This is a genomic window from Halorubrum aethiopicum (genome assembly GCF_001542905.1).
GTDB classification, from domain to species: domain Archaea; phylum Halobacteriota; class Halobacteria; order Halobacteriales; family Haloferacaceae; genus Halorubrum; species Halorubrum aethiopicum.
The window spans coordinates 1,790,674-1,810,175 of the sequence record NZ_LOAJ01000001.1; the positions used below are offsets into that span (position 1 = coordinate 1,790,674).

At 55.2% G+C, this 19,502-nt stretch carries 15 protein-coding genes and 1 pseudogene; 12 read left to right on the forward strand and 4 right to left on the reverse strand.

The window, feature by feature from the left end; genetic code table 11:
- Positions 1 to 4: 4 nt before the first annotated feature.
- On the reverse strand, positions 5 to 1,267 hold the full coding sequence (locus tag AXA68_RS08430; protein WP_066415309.1) for a HEAT repeat domain-containing protein: 1,263 nt from the start codon (positions 1,265 to 1,267) through the stop codon (positions 5 to 7).
- Positions 1,268 to 1,466: 199 nt separating this feature from the next.
- Between AXA68_RS08430 and AXA68_RS17460 the strand changes: the two are divergent.
- The 7 genes and pseudogenes from AXA68_RS17460 to AXA68_RS08465 all read left to right on the forward strand — a co-directional run.
- Positions 1,467 to 1,754 (forward strand): annotated as a pseudogene (locus AXA68_RS17460) (alpha-hydroxy-acid oxidizing protein); the annotation flags it as partial.
- Positions 1,755 to 2,078: 324 nt separating this feature from the next.
- Complete coding sequence (locus tag AXA68_RS08440; RefSeq protein WP_066415315.1) at positions 2,079 to 3,707, forward strand: sensor histidine kinase; 1,629 nt, start codon at positions 2,079 to 2,081, stop codon at positions 3,705 to 3,707.
- Between the two features lie 313 nt (positions 3,708 to 4,020).
- Positions 4,021 to 5,421 carry a metallophosphoesterase family protein gene (locus AXA68_RS08445; RefSeq protein WP_066415318.1) on the forward strand — a complete coding sequence of 467 codons (1,401 nt, stop codon included), beginning with the start codon at positions 4,021 to 4,023 and terminating at the stop codon, positions 5,419 to 5,421.
- Positions 5,418 to 8,141, forward strand: a complete 2,724-nt coding sequence (locus AXA68_RS08450; protein ID WP_066415320.1) for an AAA family ATPase — start codon at positions 5,418 to 5,420, stop codon at positions 8,139 to 8,141. Before AXA68_RS08445 ends, AXA68_RS08450 begins: the two co-directional genes overlap by 4 nt.
- Entirely contained in the window at positions 8,141 to 9,370 is a 1,230-nt protein-coding gene (locus tag AXA68_RS08455) for a DNA double-strand break repair nuclease NurA (RefSeq protein ID WP_066415321.1), read from the forward strand. Before AXA68_RS08450 ends, AXA68_RS08455 begins: the two co-directional genes overlap by 1 nt.
- Positions 9,371 to 9,476: 106 nt before the next feature.
- The gene (locus AXA68_RS08460) at positions 9,477 to 10,088 is read left to right on the forward strand and encodes a hypothetical protein (RefSeq protein WP_232745087.1); all 612 of its coding nucleotides are present in this window, start codon (positions 9,477 to 9,479) and stop codon (positions 10,086 to 10,088) included.
- Positions 10,085 to 11,752 (forward strand): ATP-binding protein, encoded by a 1,668-nt coding sequence (locus AXA68_RS08465; protein WP_066415325.1) that lies wholly within the window; start codon positions 10,085 to 10,087, stop codon positions 11,750 to 11,752. The genes AXA68_RS08460 and AXA68_RS08465 overlap by 4 nt, the downstream gene beginning before the upstream one ends.
- A gap of 45 nt (positions 11,753 to 11,797) precedes the next feature.
- Here AXA68_RS08465 and AXA68_RS17325 read toward each other — a convergent pair whose 3' ends face one another.
- A complete protein-coding gene (locus AXA68_RS17325; RefSeq protein ID WP_232745088.1) occupies positions 11,798 to 11,956 on the reverse strand; it encodes a hypothetical protein in 159 nt (52 codons plus the stop codon).
- A gap of 702 nt (positions 11,957 to 12,658) precedes the next feature.
- Between AXA68_RS17325 and AXA68_RS16040 the strand changes: the two genes are divergently transcribed.
- Both AXA68_RS16040 and AXA68_RS16045 read left to right on the forward strand, forming a co-directional pair.
- Positions 12,659 to 13,309 (forward strand): type I restriction enzyme HsdR N-terminal domain-containing protein, encoded by a 651-nt coding sequence (locus AXA68_RS16040; protein ID WP_080505199.1) that lies wholly within the window; start codon positions 12,659 to 12,661, stop codon positions 13,307 to 13,309.
- A 23-nt stretch (positions 13,310 to 13,332) separates the two neighbouring features.
- Complete coding sequence (locus tag AXA68_RS16045) at positions 13,333 to 13,899, forward strand: hypothetical protein (RefSeq protein WP_080505200.1); 567 nt, start codon at positions 13,333 to 13,335, stop codon at positions 13,897 to 13,899.
- A 454-nt stretch (positions 13,900 to 14,353) separates the two neighbouring features.
- Here the strand turns inward: AXA68_RS16045 and AXA68_RS16720 are convergent, their stop codons facing one another.
- Positions 14,354 to 15,094: a transcriptional regulator TbsP domain-containing protein gene (locus tag AXA68_RS16720; RefSeq protein ID WP_157884806.1), complete on the reverse strand. Its 741-nt coding sequence runs from the start codon at positions 15,092 to 15,094 to the stop codon at positions 14,354 to 14,356.
- Positions 15,095 to 15,315: 221 nt separating this feature from the next.
- On the opposite strand from AXA68_RS16720, the gene AXA68_RS08480 reads away from it, so the two are divergent.
- Positions 15,316 to 15,708, forward strand: a complete 393-nt coding sequence (locus tag AXA68_RS08480; protein WP_066415330.1) for a hypothetical protein — start codon at positions 15,316 to 15,318, stop codon at positions 15,706 to 15,708.
- A gap of 95 nt (positions 15,709 to 15,803) precedes the next feature.
- Here AXA68_RS08480 and AXA68_RS16050 read toward each other — a convergent pair whose 3' ends face one another.
- Positions 15,804 to 17,222, reverse strand: coding sequence for an ATP-binding protein (locus tag AXA68_RS16050; protein ID WP_080505201.1), 1,419 nt, complete (start codon positions 17,220 to 17,222; stop codon positions 15,804 to 15,806).
- Positions 17,223 to 17,364: 142 nt separating this feature from the next.
- Here AXA68_RS16050 and AXA68_RS08490 point away from each other — a divergent pair, with 142 nt between their 5' ends.
- Together AXA68_RS08490 and AXA68_RS16055 are read left to right on the forward strand one after the other, a co-directional pair.
- Positions 17,365 to 18,822, forward strand: a complete 1,458-nt coding sequence (locus AXA68_RS08490; RefSeq protein WP_080505202.1) for a lamin tail domain-containing protein — start codon at positions 17,365 to 17,367, stop codon at positions 18,820 to 18,822.
- A 2-nt stretch (positions 18,823 to 18,824) separates the two neighbouring features.
- Complete coding sequence (locus AXA68_RS16055; RefSeq protein WP_080505203.1) at positions 18,825 to 19,109, forward strand: DUF3006 domain-containing protein; 285 nt, start codon at positions 18,825 to 18,827, stop codon at positions 19,107 to 19,109.
- The last annotated feature ends 393 nt before the right edge of the window (positions 19,110 to 19,502 follow it).

Consider the following 19,502-nt stretch of genomic DNA (forward strand, 5'->3'; position numbering starts at 1 on the left):
TTCGCTACCGGTCCTCAAGTTCGTCGATTGCGACCGACGCAGCGTGTCGTACCTCCTCGTTTGGATCAGTTTCTTCGATGTCTCGTAACCGGTCCAGTGCGTCTTCGGCTGCGAGGTAGCCGAGTGCCCAGCAGGCATTAGATCGGGCGTACGCGAAGTCCTCGTCTAATGCGTCGATCAACGGTTCGATTGCGGGTTTGACGGCATCCGGATCTGCTTTAGCGATTCGTGCAAGGATCGATGTCGCGTTGTACCGTGCCTTCTCATCAGCGTCGTCCAACAGCTCGATTGCCCGTGGGACCACCGGCTTGACCTGATCAGGGTATGCGTCAGCCAAGTCTGCTAACAGACCGGCTGCATTCGCGCGAAGTTTGTAGTGATCCGCGTCAAGTAATTCGATTGCCGTTGGGATCGTGTCTTCAGCGACGTTGGGGTAGTCCTTCGAGAGTGTTCCGAGGATGGCGAGCGCACCGATCCGGTGTGATTCATCACTCTCGCCGAGGTACGCGGTGAGCTGTGGGGTGATCGGAACGACAGCGTCTGGATATGCTTCTGCGATGCGTTGAATCGCCGTGATCGCTGTTGCGTCAGCGGGCGTGCCATCTTGGAGGTGCGCCGCAAGTTTTGGTACCGCGTCAACGACAGCACCCGAATTCGACTCAGCAATCGCCGCAATGATCGACATTGCGTCATCAAGAACTTCGGGGTCAACGTTCGGAGTGAGAAATGTAATAACTTCGTTACTAGCAGGGACTACCTCTTCGGGGTGCTCTTGAGCGATATACGAGAGTATCGTGAGTGCTTCAGCCTGTACAGCCGAATCTGATGCCTGTAATTCACCCGTTAGTGTGGGCACAGCTGTGAGACCAGCAGTGGAATCCGTTTTTGTGAGTTGTGCGAGCCTGTACAGGGCCAATCGCTTCGGTTTCTCCTCGTCTGTTTGGATGGTATCAATCAACTCGTCGGTGTCGGGCGTGTCTACGTCTTCCGGAGAATTCTGAAGGTCGTCGTTGTCGTAGCTGTGACCGTACTGGTCGTACACGACATAATCTTCGAATTCGGTTGCTGGTGGGATTGTGATGTGGGAGAGTTTCAACTGGTGGCTGTGGAGCGTGAGTGCTTCCCCCAGCGGTCGCATCAGATCGATCTCGACGAGATTGTATCCGACGTCGGGATAGTGGGCTTCTCGCTCTTCGTGGCCACTTTCGAAACCGTCACTTGCACTGTCGTCGATTCCGTCATTCGGTGGATCTGTGTTATCGGTCATCCCTGTTGGAGTACTGCCGTGACGCTGACCCGCGGCCCAATATGGACTCCACTATGTATTTTCATCAACCGGATAGTTAATCCAGTGGGCTTCGAGTCATATTTTAGTTTCAACCTTGTCAAGGCGGAGTCCTCTTCCTCAAGAAGCAACGCAGCGACCAGCGGGAGCAAGTAGCGTTAACGAGAACGTCGCTCTCGTTAGCACATCAAACGACTGCGTAATTGCGAGTGGTGGTGTACGAACGGGATTGGACGTGGCAGAAGCGATTCCCCTGGGTGCCCACGCCGGTGGGTTGGCGAAGCTGTTTCTGAAACCAGCCACAGACGGGTCGGACGCTGTCGTCGAACGAATTGAGGACCTGATCGCCGAGCTACAGACAGCAATGTTCGTCACCGGTGCAGGCTCGATCGACGATCTCCAGCAGGTGGCATACGTGTTGCAAGGAGAAACACGCGAGTACGTGGACCAACGAACCAGTGGCGAGTAGTACCGTATTCCCTAGTTTCAGCAGGATACCTATAACAACACGGGGGAAAAGAGAGATCCGACTCCAATACGTGTCCACCTGTATTAACCGTGATCGGCCCGGAATATATCACTTTCTGAAGGTTTCAACAGAGCCTCTCGTATGAAACAGCCGGTCACTGAATTCTGCGGGTTGGTCACGGACTTTTCTACCATTACAACGGAAGGTTCCTTATGTGCTGCAAGATACAAAGCGCATACAGCGAATCAGATACGTAATTGGAGATAATATTCGTCGGTTGGTTTATATAATATGCTATTGTCACTCTCATAGCGGGACCGATTTGTGAGTTATCTCTATCTCGCACATCTGTCGGTGTTCACAGTCGCGGCCCTGCTCTGTCTCGGTAGTATTCCCCGAGCGCGGTCGATAAAGCACGACGAGACGCGCGAAGGATTCGTTGCGATATTGCTCACCTGCAGCCTCTGGGCCATCGGATATTTGGGGTACTTTCTGCTACCGACTCCCGAGGTTAAGGTCGCGTCCTACATCTTCGGGTTGATCGCCGCCCTCGCGTGTGTCGGTGCATGGTTGTACTTCAGTGCGGCCTATACCGGGCGATCACCTCGCCAAGCGCCGTATCCCCACCTCATCATCGGTGGCTTCCTGGGTATCGTTTTAGTGAAAGTCACGAACCCCATACATCAGCTGTATTTCACGACTACGTGGGTCACTGAGCCCTTCCCCCATCTTGCTCTTCACCAAGGGATCCTTCACTGGATCATCCTTGCCATTTCCTACGTCGTCATCGGTATCTCCTTCTTCATATTGTTGGAACGATTCTACCACGCCGGAACAAGCGCACGCCCGTTGGTTGCACTCGTTGGCATCACCGCCCTTCCGATAGCCTTCAATATTTATGGTGTACTGGGATCGTCCCTGCTCCCAATCTGGTATGAGCCCTTCGGGGTGGCGATGTTCTCCGTTGGGACGCTGTTTGTGTATTTCGAGCGGTTTGAAGCCATTCAATTCGCCGGTGGTACTGACACCCCGACGATCTTCCTCGATCGAGATTGGACGATTCGAGACACCAACCTGGCGGCAACAACCATGTTTCCAGAACTTGACGAGGGAATCGGGCAGTCCTTAGACGCCGTCCTCCCGATGGCCGCGGAGGCGGCCACTGATGGGGATCCGAATCCGATACGCATCAATCACGAAGGTTCGCCCCGATATTATCACGTCTCCACGACATCGATTTCGACCGGTGAAGTCGTCACGGGTCGGGTGCTTACGTTAACTGACGTGAGCGAACAGGAGCAGTACCGCCGTCGGTTGGAGCGACAAAATGAGCGCCTCGAACAGTTTGCCAGCATCGTCTCGCATGATCTCCGCAACCCGCTGAACGTTGCTGAAGGCTATCTGGAATTAGCCCGGGAGACTGGTGAGTCTGAGTCCTTAGACAAAGTGGCGAGGGCTCATGATCGGATGTTTGAACTCATCGAAGACTTGCTGGAGTTAGCGAAATCCGGGATGAATATCGGGGAAACCGAGACGGTGGAACTTGCCAATGTGGTCCACGATTGTTGGCAGATGATCGCTTCAGCGGAGGCTACGTTAACGGTTCAGGAAGATTTGGTTATGAGCATAGAGGCCGATCGTGATCGTCTCAGGGAATTATTTGAGAACCTCTTTCGAAATGCCATCGAGCACGGGGGTTCCGACGTTGCGATCAAAGTCGGCACGTTACCGGAGAAGAGGGGATTCTATGTGGAAGACACTGGCCCAGGAATTCCGGAAGCGGACCACGAAAAAGTATTAGAACCGGGATATTCCACGGCAGAAGATGGAACCGGGTTTGGTCTGGCAATCGTGAAGGAGATCGTGGAAGCCCATGGGTGGGAGATCCGCGTCACCGATGGCACTGACGGCGGTGCACGGTTTGAGATTTCTGGCGTGGAACCTGTTGAGTAAATCCTCTGTATTTTCCACGCGGTTTCTCACACGAGTTTGGTAGGTCGGGACCTCACCTCGATATGTGAGTCACCCGTACTGAGAGATTTCGGATGCAAAAATATCAACTGCAGAGGATTTCAACAGAGCCAGATGGGTTTGATTAACTGCTAAATTGGTAGCATTTTCATACCGGCTATGGTCAATACAGGCTATTACTGGGCGTAGTCTATGATCTAACTCCCTCAGTCACCGCGTAACTTGACTGAGGTACATATTTTACTTTCACCACGCTGAGTGTAGGTTTATAACCCCTCCGAGAAGTGATGTATGTGTGACTCGATTCCTCCATTTGGCGGATATTCATCTCGGTCGGCAGCAGTACGGCGTGTCGCAACGGGCGACTGACGCGAAACTCTCGTTCCAGCACGCGCTGTCGCAAGTTTCGGCCGAGGATGCCGATGCGGTGTTGCTCCCGGGCGACTTGTTCGACAGTCGGGACGTGCGGCCGGAGACTCTCGCATCGGTTGAAGACGTTCTCGCGGATGTTGAGGTCCCGGTGATCGTGAGTCCGGGGAATCACGATCAGAATATGAGTCGCCGACGGAACCTGACGTGGCTACAGTACCTAAACAACAAGGGGCTTATCACGTTGCTGTCGGCTGATTTCGCCGATGACCGTGCGTCGTTTGCTCCGACTGACGTGGAGTCTCCACGGAACGGTGGTGGCGGGTACGTCGATCTGGAGACGGATGAGGGAACGGTTCGTGTGTTCGGCGTGCAGTACCGCGGCGCGTATATGGAACGACAGATCTCGGCGGTCGTGGACGGGATCGAAGCCGTGAACGCGTCCGAGGGTGAGCCGGCGGCGACGGTCGTGTTAGCGCACTTCGGTGTCGATGACGCGGTGCCTGACCTGGGTGCGACGGTGTCCGTCGCGTCGTTAACGCCGTTGATGGACGCGGTGGACTACGTGGCGCTCGGGCACATTCACAAGCGGTACGAGGTGGAGAACGTGTATAACCCGGGGAGTTTGGAAGCATTCTCGATCCAAGAGGGGCGGTGGGACGACGCACACGGGTACTACGTGGTGGATGCGGCTGATTGGTCTGCAGACCACCGTGCTTCGAAGCGACGGCCGTACGTGACGGTCGAGTTCGACGTGTCGGGGTACCGGACGTTCGATGACCTCCGCACCGCGTTCGAGGACGCGGTGCGTGACGAGCAAGGGATGGTCGAACGCGTGTGTAGTAACGCCGAGTTCCAGGCGGGTGACGGGTCGCGTCGTGATCCGATCGTGAACCTGCGGTTGACTGGGACGCTGTTGCTCGATCACGTCGCGTTCGACGTCGATGCGTTACGTGATATCGCGGGAGAGACGCTGGAGGCGTTGTATGTCCAGCCGACGGATAACACGGAGCGGAAAGCGATTCAGGAACTGCTCGGCGATATTGAGCGTGACGAGGCGTTCGCGGCAGATGGGACGGTGAACACGGACGCGTTACAGGAAGGCGTGTTCACAACGCTTGCTGAGGAGTCGCGGTACAGTGCTGCCGCAGATGACGTCGCAGCGACGCTGGACGAGCTTGAAGGGCTTGTCACTGAGGATAACGCTGATGTCGGTGAAGCGGCGTCGTACTTGCGAGAGCGGCGCCGGGAGTTGTTCCCGGATGGCGTCGGCGAGCCAGAGGGGACGGATGAGGCGGCCGCCGTTAATGGGGGTGAGGCGGAGTGACGGTCGTTATTGAGTCGGTGACGTTAGTGGATTTCAAGAGTTACGCGGACCGGACGACGATCGAGCTCGGCGACGGTGTCACGGCGATCGTCGGGGAGAACGGGTCGGGGAAAAGCACGGTGCAGGAAGCGGTCGGGTTCGCGTTATTCGACACGCACCCGTTCGACAACCAGGACCGGCTCGTGCGGGACGGTGAAGCGTCCGGGCACGTCGAAGTGACGTTTCGGGTCGTTGAGACGGGTGAGGTGTACACGGTGCGGCGCTGGGCCGGCCGGTATAAGTTCGATGTGCTTGATGCGGACGGGGATGCGCTCGGACTGGACACCGGGTCGGCGATCAAAGAGTGGGTGGCGGAGAAACTCGGCGTGGACGATGCGGACGATTTATCGGAAGTGTGGGAGCGGAGCGTCGGGGTGCCGCAGACGAGTTTCCTCGCTGATTTCACGCAAAGTGAGACGGACCGGGTGGACACGTTCGACCCGTTGTTCGATATCGAGCGGTACCGTGAGGCGTACAAGTCGTTGAGCGGCCTGGAAAGCAATTTCGACGAGGAAATCAGCGCGAAAAACGAGGAGGTCAGCGAACTCCGCGGCGAGTTGAATGACTTGCCGGACGTCGAATCAGAAGTCGAAGAATTGGAGGACGAGTTACGAGGGTACGAGGCCCAAATTGCGGCGATAGAACACCGTGTGACGGTGCTACAGGCGGAATACGCGGCGCTTGAGGAAGTCGAGGCTGCGCTTGATGAGAAGCGGGGAGAGTTGGAATCGCTTGAGGACACGGAGATTCCCGCAGCAGACCGGCAACTCGAACAGGCCGAAGAAGCGCTGGCGGACGCCGAGGCCGCGGTCGAGACGCTGTCCAATGTCGAAGATGAGTACGAGGCGCACCGCGAGGCAGAGAGCGAGCGTGAACAGTTGGAAGAGGAAATCGCCGAGCGCGATGAGTTAGTCGGTGAGCGCGACGAGATCAAAAGCGAAATTGAACAGAAGCAGACCAAAGCTGAGCAGAAAGAGGAGGCAGTTGAGACGGCGGAGAAAGCGAAACAGCGGCTCGAAGAACTCGAATCAGACGTCGAGGAGTACCGAGAGTTAGAGACGGAGGTCGCGGACCTTGAGGACGACGCAGAGAGGATCGCTGAGATTGATTCGGAGATCGGCGAGCACGAAGCCGAGATCTCGGCACTCGAAGACGCAATTGAGGAACTCGAAGACCAGATCGAGGCTGCTGAGGCGCAACGTGACGAGGCCGAGAAACTCGAAACTCTGCGCGAAGAGCGCCGTGAGTTGTCTGTCGAACGAGAGTCGCTACAAAAGGGGGTGAAAGAGTTAGAAGCGCAAAACCAGGAGTTAAGGGAAATCGACGTGGATGAAGCGTCGGACGTGCCGTGTCCGACGTGCGATCGACCGATCACGGCGGACCACCGCGATTCGGTGATCGAGCAGAACACAGAGCGGATCGAGGAAATCGAGTCGTCGGAACTCCCGCGGATCAACTCGCGGCTCAGCGAACTCGCCGACGAGATCGATGACGCCGAAGCCGCAGCCGATGCGGTGGCGGAAATCCCTGAACACGAATCCGAGATTGACGATTTGAGTGAGGAAATCGGTGACCTCGAATTGACAATCGAGGAGTTACAGAGCGAGCAGTCCGAGCTCGAAGCCCGCACCGAAGACCTTCCTGAGAAGCAGCGTCGCCTCGAAGCACTCGATGGTGTTGAAGAGGACTACACGGCAGCGGAGACACGGTACGAAGATAACAAGTCCGCTGAATCAGAGGTAGAGTCGATTCAGGAGCGTATCGGGGAGTTAGAGGCTGAAGTCGCGGAGCTCGATGAGGAGATCGCGTCGTACGGTGACCTTGATTCGGAGCTTGACGCGGTAAAAGAGACGCTAGAGGAGACGAAGGAAGGGTATGAAACGTACATCGCTCACGAGGAAGAGGCGAGTAAACGTGACGAGCGAGAAGAGGCGGTAGAGGAAGCGCGGTCCGAATTAGCAGACCTCCGATCTGAAGCGGAGGGAGTCAGAGAAGAAATCAGCGAGTTGGAATCGAAGTTCGACGAGGAACGGTTCGAGGCCTTGGATACCGATATTGAATCGTTTGAGGCGGAGAAAAATCAGCTCACAGGCAAGCGAGAGACCGTTGAAGGGAATCTGAGTGACGCCCGGAGCGAACTGGACGACCTGTACGAAAAACAGTCCGAAAAGGAAGCACTCGAAGCGGAGATTACTGAGCTAGAACGTGACAAGCGGTTCGCCGGGTGGTCGCGGAACACGTTACAGCAAGGGGCGGCGGATCTGCGTGACCTGATGACGACGGATATTGGGCATCGCGCGAACGAGGTGTTTCAGCAGCTCCGCGGGAATCCGACGGAGACGCTGGTGTGGGATAAGACGTACAACCTCCGTGTCCGCGTGAAAGGGCAGGACAAGCCGTTCGATTCGCTGTCCGGCGGGGAGAAAATGGCGGCAGCGCTCGCTGTCCGCTTGGCGATTCTTGAGCGACTTGCGAGCGTCGGGATGGCGTTCTTAGATGAGCCGACGGCGAATCTGGATACGGAAAAGAAGCAGAACCTCGTGAATCAGTTGGAGTCGCTTGAGGGGCTCGGACAGTTGACCGTAGTGAGTCACGACCGGACGTTCGAGGCGATGACAGAACGCGCAGTCGTGCTTGAAAAAGATGAGACTGATGAGGTTACGCGAGTGGTGTCTCAGTAATGCCGTTGTACCCTGACCGTGTCGCCGAACAACTGGAAGCGAACAAAACGGAAATTCATCGCTTCACGCATAACGATACGCGTGTCGTCGAGGTGTACCGTGACCGTCTCCGCGAGGCGGTGACAGAGTCGCAAGCCGTGATTCGTGACGTGGTTGGTGATGATCGGGATTCGTACCCGGGTGCGGTCCCGACAGGGGAATGGGACGAGAGGTCGGGCCCGGTTGTGCCGTTCGACGTGTCGGTGCCGTGGGATAATCACGAAGCGGTGAACGAGTTCGCAGCAGACGTGTTAGCTGGTGTGTCAACGGTAGCGGCGGACGGGTCGGAGATCGGGCCGACACGCGAATTCACAGTGCCGCTCGGACTGGTGCAGACGGCGTGGTGCCGGAATGGGCATTCACCGTCGCGTGATTACGAGGAGGACGTCACAACTCGGCTGCTTGTGCCCGCTGATCTAACGGAAGACCGTGATGACGGGCGTCGGTACGTGGACGGGCAGGCACCGGCGCACGAACGGTACCGTGAGGAAGCGCGGACGATCATCGATTGTATTGAGCGATTCGCGGACGTGACGCCACCGCCGGTCGTGTTGTATGATGGGCCGCTCGTGCCGTCGTTCGCTAACACGTTCACGCCGGACATCCGAGATGAGTATTACCGTGAGCCGATGTCGATGGTGCTGGCGGCGTCGGAACATCACGGCGTCCCGGTCGTCGGGTACACGGCCGGGAGCGGCAGCACGAACCTGGCGAAACTGCTGCGCCGGCAGTACCCGGACGCGTTAGGTGACCGGCCGTTCGTCGCGGACTCCCGGATCCTTGACCCGTTCATCAACCACTGGGGTGACCGATCGCAGTTATTCAGCAACCGGCAGGACGGCGCGGTTGACGCGCTGACGACACAGTACCGCGGCGAAGCGTACGAGTTCTGGGACGACGTGTTGTTTGCGTACCTCAACATTCCGGGTGGGGACGCTCTCGATCGCGTTGAGCTTCCAGGCTGGGTGCTTCGAGACAACTGGGCAGAGTACGTGTTCAATGTCGTACGCGCGGAGGCCGGCGTTGGACGTGGGTACCCAGAGGTCCTGCAGCAAGCCGATGCCAACGCGGTGCTAGACACTGGAGCGAAAAACCGGTTCCTCGCGCTAGTACAGGAGTTCGCAGACGAACACGACCTACCGATCGAGTGGGATGCGAAGGCCCTCTCGAAGGAACGTCGCCGCCGATAATACGAACACACAATTTATGACACACCAACCGAACGCGGCTGATTCGACGGCAGTGATCTCCCCGAACGACACAACGTTAGGAAGTATCGTGCACTCACACACGCAGATGGATTACGTCGCGCAGACGTTCCGTGACGGTGAACGTGAGGATCCGCCGACACGCGACGAGTACGAGTTCGGCCAGCCCGTGTACGCCACGGAAACCGTTCGCGGCACTCCGTACGCTGTGATCGGTGTCGTGTACGACACGCAGCTCGTTGACCCTGACCAGGGACGTGACGGGCCACGGCTTTCCGCCCCGGATCAGGAAATGTTCGTCCCCGGCTATGTGAACGAGAAGCAAACGATGCTCGGGATAGCTCTCCTCGGGACAGCCGAACTCAACGCTGATCCGCACCGGCAATCGAGCAGTGACGATGGAGACGACCCGCAATCGTTCACCGCAGTATCGCAGTCGATGCCGCAATGGACGCTTGACATCGATGATTTCGTGTACGCACTCTCGGATGACGGATTCCGACAGTTCCACACGTATGACGGGACGCTCAATTTGGAGTACTACGAACGATTGATCGCCACGGCCGGCCAGTTCGGCCCGGAAGTCGCATTAGCTATCGTAGACCGGTTGCGGCGACTCACGGACGCTGACGCCGTGTTAGATGTCGTCGAAAAGAAAGTCCGCTGGCAGTCCAGCGAGAGCCGCGGGGTGATTCGATGACGAGCGACGATGATGATCTCCCGAGTCCACCGGCGACACGCGATCTTCCAGCGCTCACCGAGACACCGATCGGAACGGTTGCATGCCCCGGTGACGACCCGTCGGAGTTTGAGTTCATCGCACCCGGCGATCAAGGGCTTCGAACCGGGGAATTCGTCGCGTACAACGCAACTGTTGGTGGTGAGCAAGAAGCGATCCTTGCTCGGGTGACGAATACAGCGCAGGAACGCGGGTTACCGGGAGAGTTCTTGGCGAACCCGGATGTGGATCCGGCTGAGGTCGCTGGTGCCCTCGGCGTGCCGACAGAGGATACGGAACTCAGTCGATTCACGGCCCGAACGATCGGATATTTCGACGAGCAAATATCCACATTCACGAACCCGCGTATTCAACCGCAGCCAGGAACGCGACTACTGCTTGCTGCCGACACGTACTTGGAGGCCGTCCTGCCGAGTGCGGACTGGGATTCAGAAAGCGGGACGGGACACCTCGGATGGCTACTGAATCGGCCGCACGGAGCCGCGAACATACACATCCCGATCGATACGTTCGCAGCGACACACCTAGCGATCCTCGCATCAACCGGCAGCGGGAAATCCTACACAGCGAGTGTGCTTATTGAGGAGATGATGCGGCCGGCGTCGCGTGCCGCGATGCTAATCTTCGACCCGCACGGGGAATACGATACGCTCCGAAAGATGCGGCGCGACAAACACAGCCATGTGTTCGAAGGCGACGACGGGTACCGGCCAGAGATCGAAATCATCACACCTGATGAGATCACGATCCCGATTCCGGATCTCACATACAGTGACTTGCTCGCGTTGCTTGACGGCCCAAGCGACCGGATGCGGTACGTGCTTAACGAAGCCTGGCGGGACCTCACCGACGAGAGCAACCACATCACCCCGCAAGATATCATCAACAAGTGCGAAGCGGTTGAGGGAGAACGCAGCGGGACGGTCGATGCGCTCGCGTGGCGGTTGAACAAGTCGCTCAACCGCGACTTGTTCGTTCCGGCAGCGCGCGACGATCTTACCGATCTTGTTGCCCCCGGGCAAGTAACGGTTCTCAAGCTCAATCGGCTGTCGCAGTCCGATCAGCAGATGCTCGCCGCCGCGTTGCTCCGGAAGTTGTACGAGGCACGGGAAGCGGCGACGCGAGGCGAAGACGACGCGATCGACCATCCTGTCTTTTCACTGTTCGAAGAGGGACATCGGTTCGCGCCTGACGGAGACGCTCGGAGCCTTGGGATTCTTCGCCGGATCCTTTCGGAAGGCCGGAAGTTCGGGTTCGGGGTTGGTATCATCAGTCAACGCCCGTCGAAAATCGATCCCGATGTACTCTCACAGTGCGGCACACAAATCATTATGCAGATCCAGAATCCGAACGACCAGCAGGCGATCCGCACGTCAGTTGAAAGCGCCGGAGAGGACGTACTTGATGAACTACCGGGACTCACGCCGGGGCAAGCCGTGGTGGCCGGGGACGCGATGAACACGCCTGTCCTGTTGAACGTCCGGGCACGTCACACCGAACATGGTGCCGATAGCCCTGAAGCGACGAAAGAATGGAAAACAGCCTACGACCGGGGCGAGAACGAACCAACGGGTGTGACTGACGCGTATGACCGTTCCGACGACGTGGACGAAACACCGCTATAACGCGCACTACGGAACTTAATTAACAGTTCTGCTAAGATTAGGACGTCACTCGTCGACAACGGTTGCTTCCTCAGGCGAAGCAATCTTGAGTTCGTCGGCGCCGCGCTCGATCGCCTCTGGCGTGGTTTCCTCAGCATCGGCGAGCAGCTCAGTGAGCTCCTCGTCCGAGATGGCGTCGGTATCAGTGGGAGCTTCCCGGCTCATACCTTCTTCTACCCAGTGCGAAGGGATATACGTGGGTGCTGGTTCAACCCCATTCGACCACGACGGCGGCCGTCCTAGTGACCGGTGTTCCTCGTAGACATCGCTGAAGTACGCGGCTTCACGTTTGAAGTAGTCGACGCAGCCGCGGATCACTGCCCCCGACTCGGCGGGAGCGGGGAGTGTGTGAGCTTGGGGTGGACGGTTCGCTTCGACTGTCGGGCGACGTCAACGTGGTGTCCCTTGTTGTACACGTTGTGCCCCAGTATGGACGTCGTTGTGGTCCATCCGGGCGATCCAGGCCCACTCCATTGGGTCGGTTGAGACGTGGTAGTGGAGCTGAATGAAAAGGCGGACTCTACTGGCGGTGTCCGTCAAACACGACCGTGAAGAGGCAGTCGCGGCGACCGGCCGAGACGTGCTTGGAGACCTCGTCGCCAGTCGGCAGCGAAGGGGCGCTCATTCGTCCGGGCTATCGTCATCCTGTACGGTGTTGCTTTCGCTTTCATCGCCGTTGACGGGCTGGTCATCCACCCTGGATCTCTTATGATGAACAGCGGTTTCATCAAAGAAGCCAGTTGAAGAACACTAAAATCGATCATCGATTGAGGATTTCAATAAGGCCGTCAAAACGAATTTCTTGCGAATCGTTATCTGGCACTTTTTCGCACAAGGAATTTCTATAGCTGAACTACTATACGATGTATGGGATCTGGACCTGAGTTCTTGCTTGAAACTGCCGAGTTCACAAAAACCTTGAACGAGATCGGGAAAGTTGTCTCGGACGATTTCTCAGAAGATGAAGTACAGATGGTATTCCTGAATGAAGGCTATTTCCAGCAATTAGGGTACGAAGTGGGAACGACTCTCCGAAGTGAATGCGAGGTTCCAAGCGGTTATGTTGATTATATTACCTCCGGATATGGAGGCACCTACCGAGATACGAATACGGTCGTATATGAATTCAAATCTCCCCAACGGTCTTTAAATCGCCATATATCGCAGCTAAAGAAGTATATGAATGATACTGGTGCTAAATTTGGGGTATTGACGAACGGCCTGAGATACCAACTTTTTGAAGACAAGCCTTCCACCCCTAAGAAAATACGCGATTTTTCCCTTGAATCTGCAACTGATACTGAGGCCAGTGGGATTATTCTTTTCTTAGGATATTGGAGTATTAAAGAGCAGAACATCAGACCAGTTGCCGAAAAGGCTGCAAGCGAGGTAGTTACTCTAATTCCAGAGGAGGTTCATCTCAAATTTTCCGAGGAGGGAATTGAACTATTTGCTGATCACCTTGCCCGATATTTGAAGCAGGAATTCCAAAACGAAAAGGAGATTGAACTAGAATAATTAACGGATAGGAGGCTCGCTTCGTGACTCAAACTGCTAATCTTTCCCACCCAGCTGTTGAGGTAAAACTTCCACTTGATGGGAAACATCACCAACTGGTGATTCCCCGAGACACAACGCTATTCTTTTGGGTGGCTCTTGCATTGGGTACGCAGGATCGTATTCCGCCGATTAACTCACAGCGTGGGCATAGTATCTTTAGGACAGGGTTAGAGATACAGGATCAGCTGTCTTGGTTAGTATTGGTGGATGAAAAACAATGCCCACTCGTCGCTGATTCGTATTATCGAAAGGGTGGATACAAAGGACTAGCTTGGTGGGTCGCTCGTGACCCAGTCAAGCTACCGGTTACGGTGGATATTCAACTTGAGGTGAGTGGTAGTCAGCCGGTTGAGGAGGGAGATCCCCTTGTTCTTTGGACTGAGCACGGAGAAAAAATCCCCTGGGGAAAAACTCTTAACAGTTCAATTGAACTTGTCTCCCCTAATTCACGTGAACAAGATTTCTCAACTCAACGCGAAGATCTTTGGAAAGAGCATCGGGTGTATATTCCCCAGAAGGTCACTGACAAGACTATTCGTTATGATTAATTCGGATCTGTCGAAGTCCTCTTCTTCAGACATAATATAGTATGAAACAGCCAGTAGGTGAATAGTGCTTACTGATACACCCGTTCAAAAACAGACTGTGTAACGATTGTAACGAAGACGACAATCGTAAACCTCGACAACAGCCCAAAATCCGTCAAAGCCCGTAGGGCGACAATAGCAACGAGGACAACCACAGCAGAGGCGGCTAGTTTCTGGTTCTCACGGGAGACCATAATCGTAAATCAACAGAATTGAACAAAGTACCTACCGAAAAGTGGTTCCTCTGTACTGACCGATCCGTGAGCCCTCTGTACTGAGAGATTTCGGATTCAAAAATATCAACTGCAGAGGATTTCAACAGGGCAGATGATTTCGAACTCCTTAACTAATGGCTGTTTCAGCCAATTTCTATCTGATGAATAGGATTTGAACAGAGCCACTGATCACTAGTGTCTCAACCGAGATATGACTGAACCGCGTTTTCCTCAGTCAACTGAAGTCGATGCCGTGGGCGGCCAATGTCCATTGGAACTTTCTCTGTCGTGATCACACCTTCATCCTCAAGGATGCTTTTTCTCCGTGAGAACGTCGCTTTCGAACTGATTCCGACATCCTCTCCCCATTTGGAAATTCGATATTGTTGTTCACCGTGTTTTGCAGCAATCAGCAGCGCGACAGTAACAGCATTAGTATCCTCGTTGACGCCCTCAATCCGTTCAATTGTGGTTCGGAAATCAGTCGCAATACTTTCGTTAAACTCCTCGGCAAGAGTTTTCTCAACCATCGAGAGAGGTGGTTCTCGTATATTGTACGTGTGGGCGTGCTCGAATTGGTCGCGGTAGGCCTGTGCCTGTTCTACGAGATCGTCATTATCAGTCATAATCGCTTCAACATCTTCCACACAAATGAGCGGTGAAACAGTATCAGTTCCAACGAGAACCGTGTTCTCAGTCGGGTCCTGGAGAATATGGATTGTGAGACTCTTGTCCGCGACGCAGTCAGCTGCTCGTGTCGCAGTATAGAAGTCATTAAAGACCGCTTTGAGTGAGTCAGTGGATGCGAGAATGTTGATCGAATGATTGCGATCAGTCTCGCCAAGATAGTCGATCAGTCGGGCAATCACCCGGGGAGAAGGATCGACAAGGAGTGGCATTCGTGTGTTCCTGAGAGTAGTTTCAAAGGTTTGGACACCCATTAATTACGCGTTTGGTTATGAGTATAAAATCGCGTTGGATCAATTTTTGGAATATCTTGCATTACACTCTTGAGACGTGCTGAGAAATGAGGGCAAGAAATATCCCGAGACAGTCGGCTAGAAGACTTCTTCGAGGCTGTCGAATCTTAATGGTTCCGAGTACCAGTGGTACTGAGAACGTAGTTGAACGCTTATCTTATGAGGGTGCGTTGTCCCGGTAGATGTCAGTAATTCCAACGGAGTGGGGTGAGCCAGGTTCTCGCCCAGGCGTCTACTACGAACTCCTCTGGATAGGACTGGCGATGGTCGTACTCGTTGCGCTCGCGTACTGGGAACCGTTCTCAATCACCGTATCGGTCACACCACAACGACTTGCCGGCGCAACACTTCTCGGTGGGGTTCTCGGCATTGCTGTGACGTACGGCTCGTTCGTGAGCGAGCGGTTCCAACGACTCTGGGCAGCTTTCCGCATCCGGTTCATCAGTCTCTTCGTACTCATTATGGGCGGTCAGCTCGGACTTGCCGTCGCCCCCTCGTGGACGGTGCTCACGATGCTAGCGACATTTCTCACACTTATCCCCCTTCGTGTCGCCATCTACCTTCGTGCACGATAAGTACTACAGTTGATCGCTGCGCAGTTCGCCTGCACTGACTGATCCGTGAATCGCCTCGGGGTATTCGCCTTAACCGCCGATAAATCTCTTTTCTATCAGTTGTCGAGTTCGGTCGGGACGGTTACTGTGACGACACTCCCACGTGGTTTATTTTCTCCAAACCGTAGGGAGCCATCCGATTGAGTAACGACACTATGAACGAACAGTAACCCGAGTCCGGATCCGTGGTTCAGTTGATCGATCGGCTGTTCCAATCGCAACAGTTCTTTCTCAACTGCAGGAATTCCAGGGCCGTCATCACGGACACGAATCCCGATCGTAGTCTGATCAGGGCGTTCCAATTCGACCTGCACGTGCGGCGTCTCAGTATCGTTGTGTTCGATTGCGTTCTCGATCAGCTCCCCGATCGCCTTCGGAAACTGTGGCGTCGCCTCAATCTCGACAGTAGCTTCCTGCACACCATCGATTTCTGCGTGTGGATATTCCGTTTGCTTCGTTTGGATCTGGTCGTCGATCGCGCTTGTGACACTGAGAGAAACGAGCGGCGGTTTCCCTACGAGCAGTTCAACCATCTCCTGTCCCCGGTCTGCTTGATCAACCAGATGTTCAACGTGTGCTTGAATGGCAGTCGCACTCTCTCCAACGCGTGGTACGTTCTCCTCACGCAGTTCTCCCGCAATTCCGTGCACGATATTCATTTCGTTTCGGATGTTGTGCCGGAGCCACGTACTGAGAACCGCTAACTGACGGGCGAACTCCTCACGCTCGGTCACGTCGAGGATGATTGCCTGTCCGATATCGCCTCCAAGATAACTGCCGATCGCAGTAGCGACCTGAATGTGTCGTACTTGATCGTCGGGTCGAAGGAGTTTCATTGCGGTTGGGCCGACGGAGTCCTTCTCGTCGATAACGGTTTCGAGTTCCTGGCGAGCAACGGGTCGATCATCCGGGTGGATGAACTCAAAAATCGACCGTCCGACGAGTTCATATCGACTCTCAAGGCCGAGTAACTCCACTACGGCATCGTTTCCCCAAATCGTGGTCCCCGCCTCATCAAAAATGTTGATCGGAGCTGGTGCCATCTGAACGAGTCGTTGATACCGATGATGACTCTCCTCATCTAGTGAGGAGTTCCTGTTGTCAATATCGGCCCGGATCCGCGAGAGAACGGTTTTCGTGTCATCGGCTTGCGGCACGTAGCCGCTTACTCCGGCAGCGATCGCCTCTCCTGCGATCGATTCGGAGCCTTCCGTCGGTACCAAAATGAAGGGCAGCGTCGGGTTAGAGATCCGAATCGAGCGAAGCAGGTTGACGCCGTCGAAATCAGGGAGCGCGTATTCGCTCACAACGCCGGCTACTGACCGCTGTTCGGCCAGTCGGATACATTCGCTGGCTGTATCCACAGTCGTGACTTCGTATCCATCAGTGACTAACGCCGTTTTGAGTCGTCGGCTGAGGTTGCCACTTTGTTCGACCAGTACGACCAATTCAGATGGATTGGTAGCAACCCCCATAGATCATCTATGGATACCCCTACCGTAATTCTTGCCCTCTTTGTGATTGTCTACTAGTCGCTATTGACAGAGCCGGGTCTCCAAAAGCTTCCTTGGCAAATCCAGCCGGAACTACTAACCGCTGGCTGAACGAAATACTCGTATGTCGACCCGTCGTCTTCTGGGAATATTTGCGGTTCTTGGGCTGGTTCTCCTCGCAGGATGCGCTGGGGCGATCACCGATACTGATGGAGAACCGGTTTCGCCGACAGAGACAGACGAACAACCGACAACAGAGATCGAGACAACAGGCGAGACAGCACCAGAGGGCGAGTTAGCTGTTCATCAGTTGAATGTCGGGCAAGGATCGAGCACACTTGTTATTGGGCCAGATGGTGAAACGCTCCTCATTGACAGTGGGGACTGGAGGGATGATGGTGAGGGCGTTATTGCGTATCTCGAATCCCAGGACGTGACGCGAATTGATCACCTCGTGACTACCCACCCTGATGCGGACCATATCGGTGGCCACGCTGCGGTGATTGAACACTTCGAGACCGAACACGATGGCGTTGGGGCGGTGTACGATCCCGGTATTGCGTCGAGTTCGGCAACGTACGACGAGTACCTCGATGCGGTTGAGACACACAATGTAACCCTCTACCGGACACAGGCAGGGGACTCGATCCAAATGTCCGGAGTGGAGGCGAAGATCCTCGCGCCGCCGGAAGGATATCTTGCCAACGAGGATCGGAATGAAAACAGTATCGTCATACACCTCCAGTTCGGTGCGTCAAGCTTCTTACTCCCAGGTGATGGAGAAACCGCGAGTGAAGAATATCTCGTTGAAACCTATGGTGACAGTCTCAATTCCACGGTGCTCGCCGTCGGCCATCACGGGAGTCAATCGAGTACGAGCGAGGCGTTTCTTGAGGCCGCCTCTCCGCAAGCAGCTGTGATCTCGAGCGCGTATGATTCGCAGTACGGACACCCGCACGAAGAGGTCTTGGTGCGGTTGGAATCGGACTCAATCCCGACGTACTGGACCGCGACGCACGGGACAACCACGTTCACGAGCAATGGATCGGCCGTGACGGTCGCAACACAACAGGACGCACCGACGACTGCAACAGATCTCCGGTCGAGCGACGCGATCGAACCTGAGACGGATAGCCCTGTGACGGACCGGTTCGTGATCGATGCGGATGGATCGGGAACAACGCCCATTACGGATCCAACTGAAACGACAGCTAACACGCCAGAGGAAACTCCGACGGCGACGCTTGAGACCACTGCTCTCGATATCGTCGCTATCCACGCTGACGCGGAGGGGAACGACCGAGAGAACCTGAACGACGAGTACGTCGTTTTCGAGAATACGGGAACATCGTCGATAGATCTTTCCAACTGGGAGCTTGCTGATGCAGCCGATCACACGTACAGCTTCCCCGACGGGACCGTTCTTGCTCCCGGCGATACAATCACTATCTACACAGGCAGCGGAACTGATACCGAGAGTGAAGTGTACTGGGGACAATCCAGCCCTGTCTGGAATAATGACGGTGACACTGTCATCCTTCTCAACGACAAAGGGACAACCGTGATCGAGGAAACCTACTGACGATGCCTACCCACGAATACACCGGCGTGATCGATCGTTTAGAGGACGACCTCGCAGTAATCCTGCTAGAAGCAGATGGCGAGATCGTTGATGAGATCGTTCTTGACCATAAGGAACTCCCGGAGGAAGCTGTACATCCCGACGCAGTACTGGATATCACCCTCACTGATGGAGAGGTGACTGACCTCGTGTATGATACGGCCGAGACTGAAAATCGAAAGGAGCGAGCACAGTCTCGGTTTGATCGGCTTGCTGAACGGCCACCCAATGACGAGGAATCTTCGTAGGGAACTTGCTTCCAAAATTGACACGTAGCGAGCGGAAGCCCACCCTACTGTTCAGGGATGGGAGGAAGTCAAGAAGGAGCGTGTGGAATTCTTCGGCATTCATATCTTCGCCGCTGTTTGCCGGGAAGGCAGTGGCTTCGTCTTCTCCGTCGTCGCTTTCCCGATATGCGGACGCCATATCGAGGCCGATACCTGCTTATCAGATGAATGTTCGTCTATTTCAGAGCATTGTTTAGATTAGCTGATTGAGTGAGTCATCTCCAGCAGGTCGGGTTCTCTCGCCAAGCAAACGATCACTGGGAACTCGGTGTGGCTAGTGGAGAATACGTCAAGCAAGATGATATAGCGACGTTACCCTGAGTTATATGTGACCGGAACGTTGGATTCCGAAAT

Bases quoted from the DNA above. Each gene is read 5' to 3' on its own strand.
- AXA68_RS08430 (WP_066415309.1), bottom strand. From the start codon at position 1,267: ATGACCGATAACACAGATCCACCGAATGACGGAATCGACGACAGTGCA.
- AXA68_RS08455 (WP_066415321.1), top strand. From the start codon at position 8,141: ATGCCGTTGTACCCTGACCGTGTCGCCGAACAACTGGAAGCGAACAAA.
- AXA68_RS08460 (WP_232745087.1), top strand. From the start codon at position 9,477: ATGGATTACGTCGCGCAGACGTTCCGTGACGGTGAACGTGAGGATCCG.
- AXA68_RS08465 (WP_066415325.1), top strand. From the start codon at position 10,085: ATGACGAGCGACGATGATGATCTCCCGAGTCCACCGGCGACACGCGAT.
- AXA68_RS17325 (WP_232745088.1), bottom strand. From the start codon at position 11,956: ATGAGCCGGGAAGCTCCCACTGATACCGACGCCATCTCGGACGAGGAG.
- AXA68_RS16040 (WP_080505199.1), top strand. From the start codon at position 12,659: ATGGGATCTGGACCTGAGTTCTTGCTTGAAACTGCCGAGTTCACAAAA.
- AXA68_RS16720 (WP_157884806.1), bottom strand. From the start codon at position 15,094: ATGGGTGTCCAAACCTTTGAAACTACTCTCAGGAACACACGAATGCCA.
- AXA68_RS08480 (WP_066415330.1), top strand. From the start codon at position 15,316: ATGTCAGTAATTCCAACGGAGTGGGGTGAGCCAGGTTCTCGCCCAGGC.
- AXA68_RS16050 (WP_080505201.1), bottom strand. From the start codon at position 17,222: ATGGGGGTTGCTACCAATCCATCTGAATTGGTCGTACTGGTCGAACAA.
- AXA68_RS08490 (WP_080505202.1), top strand. From the start codon at position 17,365: ATGTCGACCCGTCGTCTTCTGGGAATATTTGCGGTTCTTGGGCTGGTT.
- AXA68_RS16055 (WP_080505203.1), top strand. From the start codon at position 18,825: ATGCCTACCCACGAATACACCGGCGTGATCGATCGTTTAGAGGACGAC.